Origin of the sequence: Streptomyces sp. CBMA29 (assembly GCF_014596445.1) — a bacterium.
Lineage (GTDB): Bacteria > Actinomycetota > Actinomycetes > Streptomycetales > Streptomycetaceae > Actinacidiphila.
In genome coordinates, this window is sequence record NZ_MECL01000200.1 from 1 (window position 1) to 18,912 (window position 18,912).

Annotated in this window: 14 protein-coding genes; 13 read left to right on the plus strand and 1 reads right to left on the minus strand. The window is 71.6% G+C overall.

The window, feature by feature from the left end:
• From BGM09_RS27040 to BGM09_RS27090, 12 genes are all read left to right on the plus strand, one after another.
• The coding region (locus BGM09_RS27040) for a Trp biosynthesis-associated membrane protein (RefSeq protein ID WP_188284321.1) at positions 1 to 237 on the plus strand (237 nt) is incomplete at its 5' end.
• Between the two features lie 139 nt (positions 238 to 376).
• Complete coding sequence (locus tag BGM09_RS27045; protein ID WP_188284322.1) at positions 377 to 676, plus strand: HGxxPAAW family protein; 300 nt, start codon at positions 377 to 379, stop codon at positions 674 to 676.
• Positions 677 to 764: 88 nt separating this feature from the next.
• Positions 765 to 1,226, plus strand: a complete 462-nt coding sequence (locus tag BGM09_RS27050) for a DUF2752 domain-containing protein (protein ID WP_317452911.1) — start codon at positions 765 to 767, stop codon at positions 1,224 to 1,226.
• Positions 1,227 to 1,385: 159 nt separating this feature from the next.
• Positions 1,386 to 2,192, plus strand: a complete 807-nt coding sequence (gene trpC, locus BGM09_RS27055) for an indole-3-glycerol phosphate synthase TrpC (RefSeq protein WP_188284323.1) — start codon at positions 1,386 to 1,388, stop codon at positions 2,190 to 2,192.
• A gap of 531 nt (positions 2,193 to 2,723) precedes the next feature.
• A complete protein-coding gene (gene trpM, locus BGM09_RS39225; RefSeq protein WP_411158373.1) occupies positions 2,724 to 2,867 on the plus strand; it encodes a tryptophan biosynthesis modulator TrpM in 144 nt (47 codons plus the stop codon).
• A gap of 91 nt (positions 2,868 to 2,958) precedes the next feature.
• Positions 2,959 to 4,230 (plus strand): tryptophan synthase subunit beta, encoded by a 1,272-nt coding sequence (trpB, locus tag BGM09_RS27060; protein WP_188284324.1) that lies wholly within the window; start codon positions 2,959 to 2,961, stop codon positions 4,228 to 4,230.
• Complete coding sequence (gene trpA, locus BGM09_RS27065; protein ID WP_188284325.1) at positions 4,227 to 5,048, plus strand: tryptophan synthase subunit alpha; 822 nt, start codon at positions 4,227 to 4,229, stop codon at positions 5,046 to 5,048. Before trpB ends, trpA begins: the two co-directional genes overlap by 4 nt.
• Before the next feature lie 137 nt (positions 5,049 to 5,185).
• On the plus strand, positions 5,186 to 5,995 hold the full coding sequence (locus BGM09_RS27070) for a DsbA family protein (RefSeq protein ID WP_188284326.1): 810 nt from the start codon (positions 5,186 to 5,188) through the stop codon (positions 5,993 to 5,995).
• A 155-nt stretch (positions 5,996 to 6,150) separates the two neighbouring features.
• Positions 6,151 to 7,137 carry a prolipoprotein diacylglyceryl transferase gene (gene lgt, locus BGM09_RS27075; RefSeq protein WP_188284327.1) on the plus strand — a complete coding sequence of 329 codons (987 nt, stop codon included), beginning with the start codon at positions 6,151 to 6,153 and terminating at the stop codon, positions 7,135 to 7,137.
• 237 nt (positions 7,138 to 7,374) lie between these two features.
• Positions 7,375 to 8,106: a VIT1/CCC1 transporter family protein gene (locus BGM09_RS27080; RefSeq protein ID WP_188284328.1), complete on the plus strand. Its 732-nt coding sequence runs from the start codon at positions 7,375 to 7,377 to the stop codon at positions 8,104 to 8,106.
• Between the two features lie 446 nt (positions 8,107 to 8,552).
• Entirely contained in the window at positions 8,553 to 13,118 is a 4,566-nt protein-coding gene (gltB, locus tag BGM09_RS27085) for a glutamate synthase large subunit (RefSeq protein ID WP_188284329.1), read from the plus strand.
• Positions 13,111 to 14,574 (plus strand): glutamate synthase subunit beta, encoded by a 1,464-nt coding sequence (locus BGM09_RS27090; protein ID WP_188284330.1) that lies wholly within the window; start codon positions 13,111 to 13,113, stop codon positions 14,572 to 14,574. Before gltB ends, BGM09_RS27090 begins: the two co-directional genes overlap by 8 nt.
• A 168-nt stretch (positions 14,575 to 14,742) precedes the next feature.
• On the opposite strand, the gene BGM09_RS27095 is transcribed toward BGM09_RS27090, so the two are convergent.
• On the minus strand, positions 14,743 to 15,672 hold the full coding sequence (locus tag BGM09_RS27095) for a hypothetical protein (RefSeq protein ID WP_188284331.1): 930 nt from the start codon (positions 15,670 to 15,672) through the stop codon (positions 14,743 to 14,745).
• A 139-nt stretch (positions 15,673 to 15,811) separates the two neighbouring features.
• Here BGM09_RS27095 and pepN point away from each other — a divergent pair, with 139 nt between their 5' ends.
• Positions 15,812 to 18,328: an aminopeptidase N gene (pepN, locus tag BGM09_RS27100; protein WP_188284332.1), complete on the plus strand. Its 2,517-nt coding sequence runs from the start codon at positions 15,812 to 15,814 to the stop codon at positions 18,326 to 18,328.
• Positions 18,329 to 18,912 lie beyond the last annotated feature (584 nt).

Consider the following 18,912-nt stretch of genomic DNA (forward strand, 5'->3'; position numbering starts at 1 on the left):
ACCGGCTGGCCGCTGGTCGCCGTCGCCGGCGGCGCACTGCTGCTCCTCGCGGGCCTGCTCGCACTGCGCTACGGCCACGCCTGGCCCGCGATGTCCAGCCGCTACGACCGGCCGGGCAGCCGCCCCTCACTGCGCGGCCGGGCCGCCGCCGCGCCCGCGCCCATCGACCCCGACCGGGCCGAGGACCTGTGGAAGGCTCTGGACCGCGGCGAGGACCCCACGCAGACCCCCGGCTGACCGGTCCCGCGCGTTCCTCGCCCGCCCGTTCCCCGCCCTTTTCACCCCCGTGCAAAACAACCCCGGGACACGCGCAACAATGGAAGACGAAGTCGGCGGCGAAAGGACGCCACCGACCGAGAGGATTCAGGGAGCACTCATGGCGGTCCATCACGACCACGGCCACACCCCCGCCGCGTGGACCGGCTCGATCATCTCGTTCATCGGCTTCTGTGCCGGAGGCGTGTTCATGGTCGCCGCCCAGCCGGTCCCCTTCTGGGTGAGCATGGGCGTCATCCTGCTCGGTCCCGTCGTCGGCGGTGCGATGAAGCTCATGGGCCTGGGCAGCAAGGAGTCACCCGAGGTACGGGTCGCCCGCGCCCACGCCGCGCAGGAGGTCCGCACCCCGGAGGCGACGACGCACACGGAGTCGCCCGCGGAGGCGCCCGCCAGCGCCTGACCCCATCCGGTCCCGCCCGCCGGGCGCAGCCGCCGACCTCCGGGTCCGCGCGCTGCGCCTTCGTGCGTCCGGGGGCAGAATCGGCGATGTGATTCACGACACGGCGGGTCAGGCCCCCACGGCGGCGCGCGGGACGGCTCCCGGAGCGGCCCTCGGCGCCGCCTCGCGCACCGCCGTACCGCTCGCCCTCCTCGGCGCGGTGGCGGGCGCCTTCGCGTACGTCGGCGCCGTCGACCCCAACACGCCCGGCCACTACCCGGCCTGCCCGCTGCTGCACTACACCGGGATCTACTGCCCCGGCTGCGGCGGCCTGCGCAGCGCCTACGCCGTCGCCCACGGCCACTTCGGCACGGCGCTTGGCTGCAACGCGCTCGCGGTGGCCGGATACGTCGTCTTCGCCGTCGTGTGGGCCGTCTGGTTCACCCGCAGGCTGCGCGGCAGACCGTTCGAACCCGTCCTGCGCCCGGCGTACGGCAGGGCGCTCCTCGCCCTGGCGCTGGTCTTCACCGTTGTCCGGAACCTGCCGTTCGGCGCGGCGCTGATCCCCTGACCTGCCCGCCTCCGGGGCATGTTTGTCCAGGTGGTGGGACCGGGAATCCCCGGATGCGGGCACTGCGCCCGGCGCCCGATACCATCGGAGTGTCGGTGGTTCCCACCATTGGCTTGATCATTTCGCTGTACGAACCCGGTCCGGAAGGGGAGCTCTCGCGTGAGTGTGCTCGACGAGATCATCGACGGAGTCCGCGCTGACCTCGCCGAGCGGCAGGCCCGCGTCACCCTCGACGAACTCAAGGAGCGGGCCACCAAGGCGCGCGACGCCAAGGACGGGGTGGCCGCCCTGCGCGGCGACAGCGTCAAGGTGATCTGCGAGGTCAAGCGGTCCAGCCCCTCCAAGGGCGCGCTGGCCGCCATCGCCGACCCCGCGGGGCTCGCCGCCGACTACGAGGCGGGCGGCGCCGCCGTGATCAGCGTCCTCACCGAGGAGCGGAAGTTCGGCGGCTCCCTCGCCGACCTCGAAGCGGTCCGCGCCAAGGTCGACATCCCGGTCCTGCGCAAGGACTTCATCGTCACCGCGTACCAGCTCTGGGAGGCCCGCGCCTACGGTGCCGACCTCGCGCTGCTGATCGTCTCCGCGCTCGACCAGGACGCCCTTGTCTCGCTCGTCGAGCGCGCCCAGTCGATCGGCCTCACCCCGATCGTCGAGGTGCACGACGAGGAGGAGGTCGAGCGGGCGGTGGACGCCGGGGCGAGGATTATCGGGGTCAACGCGCGTAATCTCAAGACCCTTGAGGTCGACCGCGGGAATTTCGCCCGTGTCGCGCCCGAGATTCCCGACCACATCGTGAAGATCGCCGAGTCCGGGGTCCGTGGTCCCCACGACCTGATCGCCTACGCCAACGACGGCGCCGACGCCGTGCTCGTCGGCGAGTCGCTCGTCACCGGCAAGGATCCGCGTGCCGCGGTCGCTGATCTCGTGGCCGCCGGTGCCCACCCGGCCCTCCGCTTCGGCCGCTGACCCCCCTCCGGGGGAGGGTTCCCTACCCAGGACCTTGCCCCACCCAGCACCCCTGACGGGGCACACCGCCTTTCGTCTGGGCGGCGAGCCGGTCTTTTTAGGGGCGCGAGGAACTGCGCAGCCAGCCACGACGCTCCCGCAGGTCACCACCGGCCGCGGCGGGGCAGTTCGGTTGTCGCCGGGCCACCGGCCGGGTGGGGGCTGGTCGCGCAGTTCCTCGCGCCCCTGACGGGGCACACCGCCTTTCGTCTGGGCGGCGAGCCGGTCTTTTTAGGGGCGCGAGGAACTGCGCAGCCAGCCACGACGCTCCCGCAGGTCACCACCCGCCCCAGCGGGGCAGTTCGGTTGTCTCGGGGCCACCGGCCCGGTGGGGGCTGGCCGCGCAGTTCCTCGCGCCCCTGAAAACAAGGCCCTGCGCGAAGGCGCCGCGCGGCACCGCGGCCCTCAAAGCGAGGCCCTGCGTTGGCCGAACGCACCCGGAGGGGCGGGCACTGGGAGGGGGGACCTGCCCGGAGGGCTAGACTCGGGCGCATGTCCCTGGCCGCGCGTCTCGCCCCCGGTTGCCGCCCCCGCGGCTGCCGCGCGCCGGCGCGCAGGGTGCTGGGGCGCCGGGTGCGGTACGTGATCGGGTGCGAGCCCGGCCAGGTGAACGGCAGGCGATGGCGCCGCGGCTGAGCCGCGAGCAGAGCCACGTACGCACGGCACGGACCCGCGTACGCGTCCCCCCTTTCACCCGCGCCTGACGGCGCACATCCAGGGATACCCCATGCCAGAAACGCACGACTTCTTCCATCCGGATCCGGACGGATCCGTCCCCACCCCCGCCGGATACTTCGGCGCGTTCGGCGGCAAGTTCATCCCGGAGGCGCTGGTCGCCGCCGTGGACGAGGTGGCCGTCGAGTACGAGAAGGCGAAGACCGACCCCGCCTTCGCGGCCGAGCTGAACGACCTGATGGCCAACTACGCGGGCCGCCCGAGCGCCCTCACGGAGGTCCCCCGGTTCGCGGAACAGGCGGGCGGGGCGCGGATCTTCCTCAAGCGGGAGGATCTGAACCACACCGGCTCGCACAAGATCAACAATGTGCTGGGCCAGACGCTGCTGACCAAGCGGATGGGCAAGACCCGCGTGATCGCGGAGACCGGCGCCGGCCAGCACGGCGTCGCCACCGCGACCGCCTGCGCGCTGTTCGGCCTGGACTGCACGGTCTACATGGGCGAGATCGACACCCAGCGGCAGGCGCTCAACGTCGCGCGGATGCGGATGCTCGGCGCCGAGGTGGTCTCGGTGACCTCCGGCAGCCGGACGCTGAAGGACGCCATCAACGAGGCGTTCCGCGACTGGGTCGCCAACGTGGACCGCACGCACTACCTGTTCGGCACGGTCGCGGGACCGCACCCCTTCCCCGCGCTAGTCCGCGACTTCCACCGGGTGATCGGCGTCGAGGCGCGCCGCCAGCTCCTGGAGCGCACCGGCCGGCTGCCCGACGCGGCCGTGGCCTGCGTCGGCGGCGGCTCCAACGCCATGGGCCTCTTCCACGCCTTCCTGCCCGACGCCGGGGTCCGGCTGGTCGGCTGCGAGCCCGCGGGCCACGGCGTGGCCACCGGGGAGCACGCGGCCACCCTCACCGAGGGCGAGCCGGGCATCCTGCACGGCTCGCGCTCCTACGTCCTCCAGGACGACGAGGGCCAGATCACCGAGCCGTACTCGATCTCGGCGGGCCTGGACTACCCCGGCGTCGGGCCCGAGCACTCGTACCTCAAGGACATCGGCCGCGCCGAATACCGCGCGGTCACCGACGACGAGGCGATGCAGGCCCTGCGGCTGCTGTCCCGTACCGAGGGCATCATCCCCGCCATCGAGAGCGCGCACGCCCTGGCCGGGGCGCTGGAGATCGGCCGCGAGCTGGGCCCCGAGGGCCTGGTGCTGGTCAACCTCTCCGGCCGCGGTGACAAGGACATGGACACGGCGGCCCGCTACTTCGGGCTGTACGACGCGACCGCCGAGGTCGACGAGGACAACGAGGTGGCGGTCAAGTGAGCGGGAACGTAGAGCTGTTGGACCGGGCACTGGCCGACGCCAAGGCCGAGGGGCGGGCCGCGCTCGTGGCGTATCTGCCCGCCGGTTTCCCGACCGTGGACGGCGGGATCGAGGCCGTGAAGGCCGCCTTCGAGGGCGGCGCGGACATCGTCGAGGTCGGGCTGCCGCACAGCGATCCGGTGCTGGACGGGCCGGTCATTCAGACCGCCGACGACATCGCGCTGAACAAGAACCACGTGCGGATCGCCGACGTGCTGCGCACCGTACGCGAGGCGCACCAGGCCACCGGCAAGCCGGTGCTGGTCATGACGTACTGGAACCCGGTGGACCGCTACGGCGCCGAGCGGTTCGCGACCGAGCTGGCCGAGGCGGGCGGCGCGGGCTGCATCCTGCCCGACCTGCCGGTCGAGGAGTCCGAGGGATGGCGGAAGGCGGCCGAGCAGCAGGGTCTGGCCACCGTCTTCGTCGTCGCCCCCTCCAGCCGTGACGAGCGGCTGGCGAAGATCACCGCGGCGGGCAGCGGCTTCGTCTACGCGGCCTCCCTGATGGGCGTCACCGGCACGCGGGAGAGCGTCGGCGAGCAGGCGTCCGACCTCGTCCGCCGCACCCGCGCCACCACGGACCTGCCGGTCTGCGTGGGCCTGGGCGTGTCGAACGCGGTGCAGGCCGCCGAGGTCGCGGCCTTCGCCGACGGTGTGATCGTCGGATCGGCCTTCGTCAAGCGGATCCTCGACGCGGACGGCGACCTGCCCGCGGCCCTCACGGCCGTACGGGAACTGGCGGCGGAACTGGCCGCGGGCGTCCGCGAGCGCGGCTGACGGCACCGGCCGCGACCGTACGAAGGAACACGAAGGAACCGGCCGCGCCCCGTACGACCGGCCCCCGCGTAACACGATGGGGCGAATCGCGGTGCGGGAAGGCGCTGAAGTGCCCTCCCGCACCGTTGGTCAGGGATGTGAGCCAGAAGAACCGAGACGGAAAGCGCAGCGCCCGCGAGGCCCTGTACGAACAGCGTGAAAAAGAGAAGGCCAGCGCCCGACGCAGGCGCACCATGGTGGTCGCGGGCGCGGTGGTCGCCGTGCTGGCGATCGCCGCCGTGATCGGGGTGGTGGTCGCCGACCACAAGGACAGCGGCGGCGGCTCCACCCCGGCCGCCGCACCCAAGGGCGCCATCGGGAAGGACAGTCTCGTCATCCCCGTCGGCGCCGCCGACGCGCCCTCGGTGCTGTCGATCTACGAGGACTTCCGCTGTCCGGCGTGCGACGCCTTCGAGAAGTCCTTCACCCCGACCATCCACAGCCTTGAGGACAGCGGGCAGATCCGCACCGAATACCACCTGGTGACGCTCATCGACGGCAATCTCGGCGGCTCCGGCTCGCTGGACGCCGCCAATGCCGCCGCCTGCGCCCAGGACGCGGGCAAATTCCGCGCCTACCACGATGTGCTGTACGACAATCAGCCGGAGGAGCAGAGCGACACCTTCTCCGACAAGAACCACCTGCTCGACCTGGCGGGCAAGGTCAGCGGCCTGAAGACGCCGACCTTCACCGCGTGCGTCAACGGCGGCACCCACAACAGCTGGGTGAAGGCGTCCAACAGCGCCTTCGGGAAGTCCGGCTACAACTCCACGCCGACGATCCTGCTCAACGGCAAGAGCGTCTACGGGAGCAACAGCAATCTCACGCCCGACTCGCTGAAGCAGATGGTCACGGACGCGAACAAGGGCAAAAAGGCGGGTGCGGTGACCACCACTCCGGCCTCCTGAGCGGCCCGCTGAGGGGCCTCCTGAGGCGTGATTCCGGGACTTTCGGCGTCCGCGGGGATTTCCCCCGCGGGGCCGCAGGAGTCCCGGCCGTTATCCATACGTAGCCGGGCGGGTTGCCGCACTTCCCGCCCGGCAAGGTAGCGTCGGTGATTGCCATGGAACTCGCATTCATCCCCAGCCCGTCGCACGGAGTCGTCCACCTCGGACCCATTCCGCTGCGCGGCTACGCGTTCTGCATCATCATCGGTGTCTTCGTAGCCGTATGGCTCGGCGGCAAGCGCTGGATCGCCCGCGGCGGCCGGGCGGGCACGGTCGCGGACATCGCCGTGTGGGCGGTGCCCTTCGGCCTGGTCGGCGGCCGGCTGTACCACGTGATCACCGATTACGAGCTGTACTTCACCAGCGGCAAGGACTGGGTCGACGCCTTCAAGATCTGGCAGGGCGGCCTCGGGATCTGGGGCGCCATCGCCTTCGGCGCGCTCGGCGCCTGGATCGCCTGCCGCCGCCGGGGGATCGCGCTGCCGGTCTACGCCGACGCCATCGCGCCGGGCATCGCCTTCGCGCAGGCCATCGGCCGCTGGGGCAACTGGTTCAACCAGGAGCTGTACGGCGGCCCGACCACGCTGCCCTGGGGCCTCAAGATCGACCCCGCGCACCGGCCGGAGAGCACGCCGGACATCGCCACGTACCACCCGACGTTCCTGTACGAGTCCCTGTGGTGCGTCGGCGTCGCCCTGCTGGTCATCTGGGCCGACCGCCGCTTCAAGCTCGGCCACGGGCGGGCCTTCGCCCTCTACGTCGCCGCGTACACGGTGGGCCGCGCCTGGATCGAGCACATGCGCGTGGACTACGCCCACCACATCCTCGGCATGCGGCTCAACGACTGGACCGCGATCATCGTCTTCATCGGCGCCGTCGTGTACTTCGTCGTCGTGGGCCGCAAGCGGCCCGGTCGCGAGGAGAACATCGAACCTCTCGCCTCCGGCGAGGGCCCCGACGACGCCTCGCCGTCGTCGTCCGACCCGGACGACGCGGTTGACGCGGTCGACGCGGTCGACTCCTCCTCCTCCTCCGTCGAGGACGAGGCTTCCGTCGATTCCGTCGGTTCCGTCGAACCGAAGCGAGCCTCAGAGGCCCTCTGACGACCTGCGGCCGGCCTGTCAGGGCGGCACGCCGATCTTTTCGGGGGCGCTGGGAGGTGCCTCCCGCGCCCCTCAAGGCAAGGCCCTGCGCGAAGGCGGCGCACCCTCTCGGGGAGAAAGGGCAGGTCAGGGCAGCCTTTCCTTGCTGGCGGCATGCCGGATTCGCGCGTACGGTCGAATTCGTTGTGGCGGGGTGCGCGCTCCTGAGGGGTGCGCCAGGGGGAGGGGTGGGGACGGATGTCAACGGCTGTCGAGGAGACGACGGCGGCGCCGTATCACGTACCGCACCACTCGCACCGCGACGTGAGCGGCGGCTGGCTGCGCCCGGCGGTGTTCGGCGCGATGGACGGCCTGGTGTCGAACCTGGCGCTGATGACGGGAGTGGCGGGCGGCGACGTCTCGTCGCGGACCATCGTGGTGACCGGGCTCGCGGGCCTGGCGGCGGGCGCCTTCTCGATGGCGGCGGGGGAGTACACGTCGGTGGCCTCCCAGCGGGAGCTGGTCGAGGCCGAGCTGGAGGTCGAGCGGATCGAGCTGCGCCGCCACCCGGAGGCGGAGCTGCGGGAGCTGGCCGAGCTGTACGTGTCGCGCGGTGTGGATCCGAAGCTCGCCCGCGAGGTGGCCAGGCAGCTCTCCGCCGACCCGGAGCGGGCGCTGGAGATACACGCCCGCGAGGAACTGGGCGTGGACCCGACCGACCTGCCGTCGCCGCTGGTCGCGGCGGCCTCCTCCTTCGTCGCCTTCGCGCTGGGCGCCCTGCTGCCCGTACTGCCGTATCTGCTGGGCGGCGACTCGCTGTGGCCCGCGGCGGTCCTCGCGCTGGCCGGACTGTTCGGCTGTGGTGCGGCCGTGGCCCGGGTGACCGCGCGTTCCTGGTGGTACAGCGGGGTTCGGCAGCTGCTGTTGGGCGCGGCGGCCGGCGGGGTTACCTTCGTATTGGGCGCGCTCATCGGCACAGCGGTCGGCTGACCGCTCCCAACGGTCCGACCGGTCTGAACGGTCCCAACGGTCTGAACGGCTGACGCTGCGGTCGGCCGACTGCTCCGATCGGGTGATCGGCGATGGCCCGTGCGCCCGCTCCACCGGACTCGGGAAACCCACAGGAAACCAGCGGCCACAAGCCTCATGTTTCCCCGTCGTTTCAGTAGCCGTCGCACGGGGCATTACCCGGTGGCGCACCGGCAGAAAGCGGCCCGGCAGCGCGCTGGACCCGGCCGGAAAACCTCCGACACGGCGCTGGCCTGATCTGTTCGCTCCACCCCTCATTATGTCCACATGCTGGAACTGAGTATCCGCTTCTCGAACACTCGTCCATCATGTAACCTGCACGAAATCGCAGAGGGCCAACGTCGTCCCTGTTGCGCATGCCTGGGAACAGGCAATGCATACAAGCCAAAGACGACGACGGGAGAGCCATGCGTTCGCGTTCCGCGTTCATGGACGGGCGCCCCGCCCCGCAGGGGATGTACGACCCCCGCAACGAGCACGACGCCTGCGGCGTCGGTTTCGTGGCCACCCTCACCGGCGAGGCGAGCCATGGGCTCGTGGAGCAGGCGCTGACCGTTCTGCGCAATCTGGAGCATCGTGGTGCCACCGGCGCCGAGCCCGACTCGGGTGACGGCGCGGGCATCCTCCTCCAGATCCCGGACGCCTTCCTGCGCGAGGCCGCCGGCTTCGCGCTGCCCGACCAGGGCCACTACGCGGTCGGCCTCGCCTTCCTCCCCGTCGAGACCGAGGACCGCGCCAAAGCCGTCGACGCCATCGAGCGGATCGCCGCAGAAGAGGGCCTGGCCGTACTCGGCTGGCGCGAGGTCCCGGTCGCCCCCGAGCTGCTGGGCAGCACCTCTCGCTCGACCATGCCGTACTTCTCGCAGCTCTTCGTCGCCGACACCGCCGGTGACGCCTCCGGCATCGACCTCGACCGGCCCGCCTTCGTCCTGCGCAAGCGCGCCGAGCGCGAGGCGGACGTGTACTTCCCGTCGCTGTCCGCGCGGACGATCGTGTACAAGGGCATGCTGACCACGGGGCAGCTCGAACCGTTCTTCCCCGACCTGTCCGACCCGCGGTTCGCCACCGCCATCGCGCTGGTCCACTCGCGCTTCTCCACCAACACCTTCCCGAGCTGGCCGCTCGCCCACCCGTACCGCTTCGTCGCGCACAACGGTGAGATCAACACCGTCAAGGGCAACAGGAACTGGATGCGGGCCCGCGAGTCGCAGCTCGCCAGCGACCTCTTCGGCCCGGCGGGCGCTGCTCAGGGCGGCGACCTGGAGCGGATCTTCCCGATCTGTACGCCCGGCGCCTCCGACACCGCGTCCTTCGACGAGGTGCTGGAACTGCTGCACCTCGGCGGCCGGTCGCTGCCGCACAGCGTGCTGATGATGATCCCCGAGGCGTGGGAGAACCACGAGTCGATGGACCCGGCGCGGCACGCCTTCTACCAGTACCACTCCACGCTGATGGAGCCCTGGGACGGCCCGGCCTGCGTCACCTTCACCGACGGCTCCGTCGTCGGCGCGGTCCTCGACCGCAACGGACTGCGCCCCGGCCGCTACTGGGTCACCGACGACGGCCTGGTCGTGCTCGCCTCCGAGTCCGGCGTCCTGGACATCGCCCCGGAGAAGGTGATCCGCAAGGGCCGCCTCCAGCCAGGCCGGATGTTCCTGGTCGACACCGTCCAGCACCGGATCGTCGAGGACGACGAGATCAAGACGGGCATCGCCGCGGAGAACCCGTACGCCGACTGGCTGGAAGCCGGGCTGATCAACCTCTCCGACCTGCCCGAGCGCGAGCACATCGTGCACACCCACGCCTCGGTCACCCGCCGCCAGCAGACCTTCGGCTACACCGAGGAAGAGCTGCGGATCATCCTCGCGCCGATGGCCAGGACCGGCGGCGAACCGCTCGGCTCGATGGGCACCGACTCGCCGATCGCCGCGCTCTCCGAGCGCCCCCGGCTGCTCTTCGACTACTTCACCCAGCTCTTCGCGCAGGTCACCAACCCGCCGCTGGACGCCATCCGCGAGGAACTGGTCACCTCGCTGATCTCCACCATCGGCCCGTCGGGCAACCTGCTGGAGCCCAGCCCGGCCTCCTGTCGCAACATCACCCTGCCGTTCCCGGTGATCGACAACGACGAGCTGGCCAAGCTCATCCACGTCAACGCCGACGGCGACCTGCCCGGACTCAAGGGCGCCACCCTGTCCGGCCTCTACCGGGTCACCGGCGGCGGCCAGGCGCTGGCCGCCCGGCTCGCCGAGATCTGCGCCGAGGCCGACGCCGCCATAGAGGACGGCGCCCGCCTGATCGTGCTCTCCGACCGGCACTCCGACGCCGAGCACGCGCCGATCCCCTCGCTGCTGCTCACCTCCGCCGTGCACCACCACCTGATCCGCACCAAGCAGCGCACCCAGGTCGGCCTCCTCGTCGAGGCGGGCGACGTGCGCGAGGTGCACCACGTGGCGCTGCTCATCGGCTACGGGGCCGCGGCCGTCAACCCCTACCTGGCCATGGAGTCCGTCGAGGACCTGGTCAGGGCGGGCACCTTCCTGCCCGGCGTCGAGGTCGAGACCGCGCTGAAGAACCTGATCAAGGCGCTCGGCAAGGGCGTGCTGAAGGTCATGTCCAAGATGGGCATCTCCACCGTCGCCTCCTACCGCGGCGCGCAGGTCTTCGAGGCGGTCGGCCTGGAAGCCGACTTCGTCGACAGCTACTTCCACGGCACCGACACCAAGATCGGCGGCGCGGGCATCGACGTCGTCGCGCAGGAGGTCGCCGCCCGGCACGCCAGGGCGTACCCGCTGTCCGGCATCGCCGCCGCGCACCGCAGGCTCGACATCGGCGGCGAGTACCAGTGGCGCCGTGAGGGCGAACCGCACCTGTTCGACCCCGACACCGTCTTCCGGCTCCAGCACGCCACCCGCACCCGGCGCTACGACATCTTCAAGCAGTACACGCAGCGGGTGAACGAGCAGTCCGAGCGGCTGATGACGCTGCGCGGCCTGTTCGGGCTGAAGAACGACCGCGGCCCGGTCCCGATCGACGAGGTCGAACCGGTCTCCGAGATCGTCAGGCGCTTCTCCACCGGCGCCATGTCGTACGGCTCGATCTCGCGCGAGGCGCACGAGACGCTGGCCATCGCCATGAACCAGCTCGGCGGCAAGTCCAACACCGGTGAGGGCGGCGAGGACGCCGACCGGCTGTACGACCCGGCCCGGCGCAGCGCCATCAAGCAGGTCGCCTCCGGCCGCTTCGGCGTGACGTCGGAGTACCTGGTCAACGCCGACGACATCCAGATCAAGATGGCCCAGGGCGCCAAGCCCGGCGAGGGCGGTCAGCTCCCCGGCCACAAGGTCTATCCGTGGATCGCCGGCACCCGGCACTCCACGGCGGGCGTCGGCCTGATCTCGCCGCCGCCGCACCACGACATCTACTCCATCGAAGATCTCGCCCAGCTCATCCACGACCTGAAGAACGCCAACCCCAAGGCGCGCATCCACGTCAAGCTGGTCTCCGAGGTCGGCGTCGGCACCGTCGCGGCCGGTGTGTCCAAGGCCCACGCGGACGTCGTCCTGATCTCGGGACACGACGGCGGTACGGGCGCCTCACCGCTCACCTCGCTCAAGCACGCGGGCGGACCCTGGGAGCTGGGCCTGGCCGAGACCCAGCAGACGCTGCTGCTCAACGGCTTGCGGGACCGTATCGTCGTGCAGACCGACGGCCAGCTCAAGACCGGCCGGGACGTCGTGATCGCCGCGCTGCTCGGCGCCGAGGAGTTCGGCTTCGCGACCGCGCCGCTGGTGGTCTCCGGCTGCGTCATGATGCGCGTCTGCCACCTCGACACCTGCCCGGTCGGCGTCGCCACCCAGAACCCGGTGCTGCGCGACCGCTTCACCGGCAAGCCCGAATTCGTGGTGAACTTCTTCGAGTTCATCGCGGAGGAGGTCCGCGAGATCCTCGCCGAGCTGGGCTTCCGCTCCATCGAGGAAGCGGTCGGCCACGCCGAGCTGATCGACGCCGACCACGCCGTCGAGCACTGGAAGGCGCAGGGCCTCGACCTCGCCCCGCTGCTGTACGTGCCGGAGCTGCCCGAGGGCGCGGTGCTGCACCGCACCGTCGAGCAGGACCACGGCCTGGACCGCGCCCTGGACAACGAGCTGATCCGGCTCGCCGCCGAGGCGCTGGAGTCCGGCGCCCCGGTCCGCGCCCAGGTGCCGATCCGCAACGTCAACCGCACCGTCGGCACGATGCTCGGCCACGAGGTGACCAAGAAGTACGGCGGCGCGGGCCTGCCCGACGACACCATCGACGTCACCTTCACCGGCTCCGCCGGCCAGTCCTTCGGCGCGTTCCTGCCCCGGGGCGTCACCCTGCGGCTCGAAGGCGACGCCAACGACTACGTCGGCAAGGGCCTGTCCGGCGGCCGGGTCGTGGTCCGCCCGGACCGCGGCGCCGACCACCTCGCCGAGTACTCCACCATCGCGGGCAACACCATCGCGTACGGCGCGACCAGCGGCGAGCTGTTCCTGCGCGGCCGTACCGGCGAGCGGTTCTGCGTCCGCAACTCCGGCGCGACCGTCGTCTCCGAAGGCGTCGGCGACCACGGCTGCGAGTACATGACCGGCGGCCGGGCCGTCGTCCTCGGCGCCACCGGGCGCAACTTCGCGGCCGGTATGTCCGGCGGCATCGCCTACGTCCTCGACCTCGACCCCGGCGCGATCAACTTCGGGATGGTCGGCGTCGAGTCTCTGGACGCGGGCGACATCACGTGGCTGCACGATGTGGTGCGCCGCCACTTCGAGGAGACCGGCTCCACCGTCGCCGAGCGGCTGCTCGCCGACTGGGGCGGCGCCCTCACCCGCTTCGGCAAGGTCATGCCGAGGGACTACAAGGCAGTGCTCGCCGCCAAGAACGCCGCCGAGCAGGCCGGACTCTCCGAGTCCGAGACCACCGCGAAGATGATGGAGGCGGCAAATGGCTGACCCCAAGGGCTTCCTCACCACCCCGCGTGAGACCGCTCCGACCCGCCCGGTCGAGGAGCGCAGGCAGGACTGGAAAGAGGTCTACGTCCCCGGCGGCCTGCTGCCGATCATCAGCAAGCAGGCCGGACGCTGCATGGACTGCGGCATCCCGTTCTGTCACAACGGCTGTCCGCTGGGGAATCTGATCCCCGAGTGGAACGACTACGCCTACCGCGAGGACTGGACCGAGGCCAGCGAGCGGCTGCACGCCACCAACAACTTCCCGGAGTTCACCGGGCGGCTGTGCCCCGCGCCGTGCGAGTCGGCCTGCGTGCTGGGCATCAACCAGCCCGCCGTCACCATCAAGAACGTCGAAGTCACCATCATCGACAAGGCGTGGGACAACGGCGACGTCACCCCGCAGCCGCCGGACCGGCTGTCCGGCAAGACCGTCGCCGTGATCGGCTCGGGCCCGGCGGGACTGGCCGCGGCCCAGCAGCTCACCCGCGCCGGGCACACCGTCGCGGTCTACGAGCGCGCCGACCGGATCGGCGGGCTGCTGCGCTACGGCATCCCCGAGTTCAAGATGGAGAAGCGGCACATCAACCGGCGCATCGAGCAGATGCGCGCCGAGGGCACCAAATTCCGCACCGGTGTGCAGATCGGCGTCGACCTCGACGCGGCCAAGCTCGCCAAGCGGTACGACGCGGTGGTCATCGCGGCTGGCGCGACCGTCTCCCGCGACCTGCCCGCACCCGGCCGCGAGCTGGGCGGCATCCACTTCGCGATGGAGTACCTGCCGCTGGCCAACAAGGTGCAGGAGGGCGACTTCGTCTCCCCGCCGATCACCGCGCGGGGCAAGCACGTCGTCGTCATCGGCGGCGGCGACACCGGCGCGGACTGCGTCGGCACCGCCCACCGGCAGGGCGCGGCCTCGGTCACCCAACTGGAGATCATGCCGCGGCCGTCCGACGACCGGCCCGCGGGCCAGCCGTGGCCGACGATGCCCGCCGTCTACAAGGTGACCTCGGCGCACGAGGAGGGCGGCGAGCGGGTCTACGCCGTCAACACCATGAAGTTCGAGGGCGACGAGAACGGCGACGTCAAGGCGCTGCACCTGGTCGAGGTGGCCTTCCAGGAGGGGAAGTTCGTCCCGCAGGAAGGCACCGAGCGGGTCATCCCGGCCGAACTGGTCACCCTCGCGATGGGCTTCACCGGCACCGACCAGTCCAACGGCCTGGTCGACCAGCTCGGACTCGCGCTGGACGCCCGCGGCAACATCGCCCGCGACGCCTCGTACGCGACCAACGTCGACGGTGTCTTCGTCGCCGGTGACGCCGGGCGCGGCCAGTCGCTCATCGTCTGGGCCATCGCCGAGGGCCGCTCCGCCGCGAAGGCCGTCGACTCCTACCTCACCGGCCTGGCCTCGGCCCTGCACGCCCCCATCCGCCCGACCGACCGGCCCCTCATGGTCTGACGTCCAGGCCACACGGGCCCCTGCCTGTCCCACCCGTTCCGCACAATGGCGTGCGGGACGCGCACCGCCCCCGCAAGGGGGAAAACACAGCGTCCGCCACTCCCCGACCAAGGAGGCGGGCGTTGTGCTTTTCCCCTCGCGGGGGCGGTGCCGCGCCCCCGCGCAGGGTCACGCGTCGACGTCGAATTCCGTCTTGCACAGGGCGCACCGGGCGCGCAGCCGCCCCCGGCACGGGACGCGGACGCGCTGGAAGCAGGTGGGGCACGGGAAGGAGACCCGTACCGTGCCGGAGGGCGCGGCCTCGAAGGTGTAGTCCGGGCCGGAGGCCAGCGCGCGACGGTCCTTGGCGTACCGGCGGCGGGCCGCCCAGCCCGCCTCGGCCAGGGGAGCGCGGCGCACGTCCTGCTGGGCGCGGGCCAGCCCCGCGCGGTAGGCGTCGCGGGCCTGGGCGCTGCGGAACCACGGCTCGATGTCGTCACCGAAGGCCACCGCGCGCTTGGCCAGCACGTAGCCGAACTCCTCCGGCGTGAGATAGCCGAGCTTGTACGCCGACATCATCAGCCGCTCACCGCGGATCGCCGCCTCCTCGCGGTAGGCGTCCAGCAGCAGCCAGCCCGCGCCCAGATACGCGGTAGCGGTGTCGGTCAGTATCTCGTTGTCCCGGGTGCCGGGGAACTCCAGACCGAGCCGGTGCAGGTAGACGTGCATGACCTCGTGGGCGAGCGCCGCCCCGACATCGCGCCGGTCGGTCCTGAACCGCGAGTGCAGCTCGATGAAGTACTCGGGTCCCGCGGCCAGCTCCACATTGCCCGCGTGCACCATGTCGCGGAAGCTCACGACCATCCGGGCGTCCGGCAGCCGGAAGTGCTGCACCATGACGCGGGCCACCCGCTGCGCGCCCAGATACAGGTCCTCGTCCGCGGGGAAGTCCACCAGTTCGGGACGGACGCTGGTGGCGAACCTGGCCACCCCGTCGCCCGACAGCCGCCGGTAGAGCGCGGTGAGCGCGGACCGCACCGTGTCGATGTGCGGGAAACCGTGCACGATGGCCCCGCCACCGGCCGTCGACGATGCGCCGGGTCCAGCCTGCTCGGCCATGACCACCTCCCCGTACCCACCGAGCCTACGCGTCGGCCCGCGCCGTTGTCGCCGCCATCGGCGGCCCCGGCGTCCCGCGGCGGCGGCCTCGCGGGGGTACCAGGTGACGGAGCCGCCGACGTGCGGCAGCATGTGCGGCATGCCTGCTCTGACCCGCGCCGAGGCCGAGACCCGCGCCAGCGATCTGACCGTCCGCCACTACGCGATCGACCTCGATCTCACCCGAGGGGAGGACGTCTTCGGCTCGACCTCGGTGATCACCTTCACCGCCGACCGCGCCTGCGACACCTTCGCGGAGGTCAAGCCCGCCGCACTGCGCCGCGTCGTGCTCGACGGCACGGAGCTCGACCCGGCCACGCTGGACGACAACCGCCTCCCGCTGCCCGGCCTCGCCGCCGGGGACCATGAGCTGCGGGTCGAGGCCGACATGCGGTACTCGCACACCGGCGAGGGCATGCACCGCTTCACCGACCCCGCCGACGGGGAGACGTACCTCTACACCCAGCTCTTCATGGAGGACGTGCAGCGCGTCGCCGCCGCCTTCGACCAGCCCGACCTCAAGGCCGTGTTCGAGGTCACGGTGACCGCGCCGCCGCAGTGGACGGTCCTCGGCAACACGCTCGCCACCCGTACCGGCGAGACGCCCGCCGGAGACGGCCGCTGGACGACGGCCGCGACCCCGCCGATCTCCACGTATCTGCTCGCCGTCGCCGCCGGACCCTGGCACTCGGTCCGCACCGAGCACGCCGGGCTCCTCTTCGGCCTGCACTGCCGCCGCTCGCTCGCCCCGCACCTGGACCGGGACGCCGACGAGCTGTTCGACATCACCCGGCGCTGCTTCGACCGCTACCACGAGCTGTTCGCGGAGCCGTACCCCTTCGACTCCTACGACCAGGCGTTCGTCCCCGAGTTCAACGCGGGCGCGATGGAGAACCCCGGACTGGTCACCTTCCGCGACGAGTTCGTCTTCCGCTCGGCCTTCACGCCCACCGAGGCGCAGTTCCGGGCCGTCGTCATCGCGCACGAGATGGCGCACATGTGGTTCGGCGACCTGGTGACGCTGCGCTGGTGGGACGACATCTGGCTGAACGAGTCCTTCGCCGAGTACATGGGCTTCCAAGTCCTGTCGGAGGCCACCGACTTCACCGGCACCTGGACCGACTTCGCCGTCGCCCGCAAGGCGTGGGGCACCGACGCCGACCAGCGGCCCTCCACCCACCCCGTGGCCCCCGACCCCGAGGCCGTCCCCGACACCGCCTCCGCGCTCAACAACTTCGACGGCATCTCGTACGCCAAGGGCGCCTCCGCGCTGCGCCAACTCGTCGCCTGGCTCGGCCAGGAGGACTTCCTCGCCGGGATCAACGAGCACTTCGCCCGGCACCGCTTCGGCAACGCCAACCTCGCCGACTTCATCGACTCGCTGGCCGGCGCCACCGAACGCGACGTGCCCGGCTGGGCCGCCGCCTGGCTGCGTACCAGCGGCGTCGACACGCTCACGCCCGCCACCGTGGCCACCTCCGACAGCGGCTGGCGGCTGGAGATCAGCCACAGCGGAGACCGGCCGCACCGGATCGCCGTCGGGCTGTACGACCGGGCCGCCGACGACCCCGCGCGGCTCGTACCCCGCGACCGGCTCACCGTCGACATCGACGCGAGCGCCGCGGTCAGCGCGCACGAACTGCCCGGCACCAGGCCCGATGTGGTGCTGCTCAACGACGGCGACCTCTCCTTCGCCAAGGTCCGCTTCGACGAACACACCTGGGAGACGCTGGAGGAGACGCTCAGCGCGCTGCCGGAACCGCTCAGCCGGGCCGTCACCTGGTGCGCGGCCCGCGATCTCGTACGCGACGCGAAGATCGCCCCGCGCGACTATCTGGCCCTGGTCGCACGGCAGTTGCCCGCCGAGACCGACCCGGCGCTGGTCGAGGCCGTCCTCACCTTCGCGCGTACGCAGGTCGCCGACCGCTACCTGGACCCCGCGCTGCGCCCCGACGCCCTCGGCAAGCTCGCCGCCACCAGCCGGGCCCTGCTCGCCGACGGCGGCCCCGGGGTCCGGCTCACCGCCACCCGTACCCTCATCGACAGCGCCGTCACCGCGGGCGAGGCGGCCGTACTGCGCGAGTGGTACGACGACGGCAAGATTCCCGGCGCCGCGGACCTCGACGCCGAGCTGCGCTGGAAGGCGCTGCTGCGGCTCGCCGTCCTCGGGCACGCCACCGCCGCCGACATCGACGCCGAGCTGGCCCGTGACCCCAGCGGCACCGGCCGTGAGGGCGCCGTCCGCTGCCGGGCCGCCCTGCCGGACGAGGAGGCCAAGGAGGCCGCCTGGGCGTCGATGTTCCACGACGACACCCTGTCCAACTACCTCTTCGCGGCCACCGCCCAGGGCTTCTGGCACCCCGAACAGGACGCTCTGCTCAGCCCGTTCGTCCCGCGCTTCTACCCCGACGCCATCGCCGTCACCGGCCGTCGCGGCGCGGCCATCGCCGAGGCCATCAGCCGCTACGGCTTCCCCTCGGAGGTCGTCACCGAATCCGCCCTCCAACTCGGCCGCACCGCCCTGTCCGACCCCACCCTCATCCCCGCCTTCCGTCGCGCCCTCACCGACCGCCTCGACGACCTCTCGCGTGCCGCGCGCATCAGGTCTACCTGGTAGCCCAGCCCCCTGAGACGGTTCCTCCGCCGAGTGCGGTGGGCCGGTCTTTTAGGGGCGGCCCTGGGACGGCTGCTCTGCCGGGTGCGGCGGGCCGATCTTTTTAGGGGCGCGGGGAACTGCGCGCTCAGCCCGCGCGGTGGCGCGGGTGAAAAACCGGCCCCAGTGGGGCAGATGCTGTTGTTCTCGGGCTGAAAGCCCGGTGGGGGCGGGCCGCGCAGTTCCCCGCGCCCCTAAAAACCGTGGCCGGCGCCCCCGCAGAAGGACCGCCCGGGGGCCGCGCCCCTGAAGACACGCCCTGCGCAGGGTGAACGCCCGGGGGCCGCGCCCCTAAAGACAACGCCTGCGCAGGGTGAGCGCACAGGGGCCGCGCCCCTGAAGACAAGGCCCTGCGCGGGGTGAGCGCGCGGCGGGCGATACCCGTTGGTGTCCGGCGTCGTTGAGTACGCAGAGGCACCGGCGACGACAGGCGGCAACGACTCATGGCGAAGCCACAACTGGCCGGGGGCCGCCAAGGACCGGCAGAACTCGGGCCGTTGCTCGAAACGGCCCGCGCGGCCCTCGCGGAAGGCGCGGCGGCCCGCGGC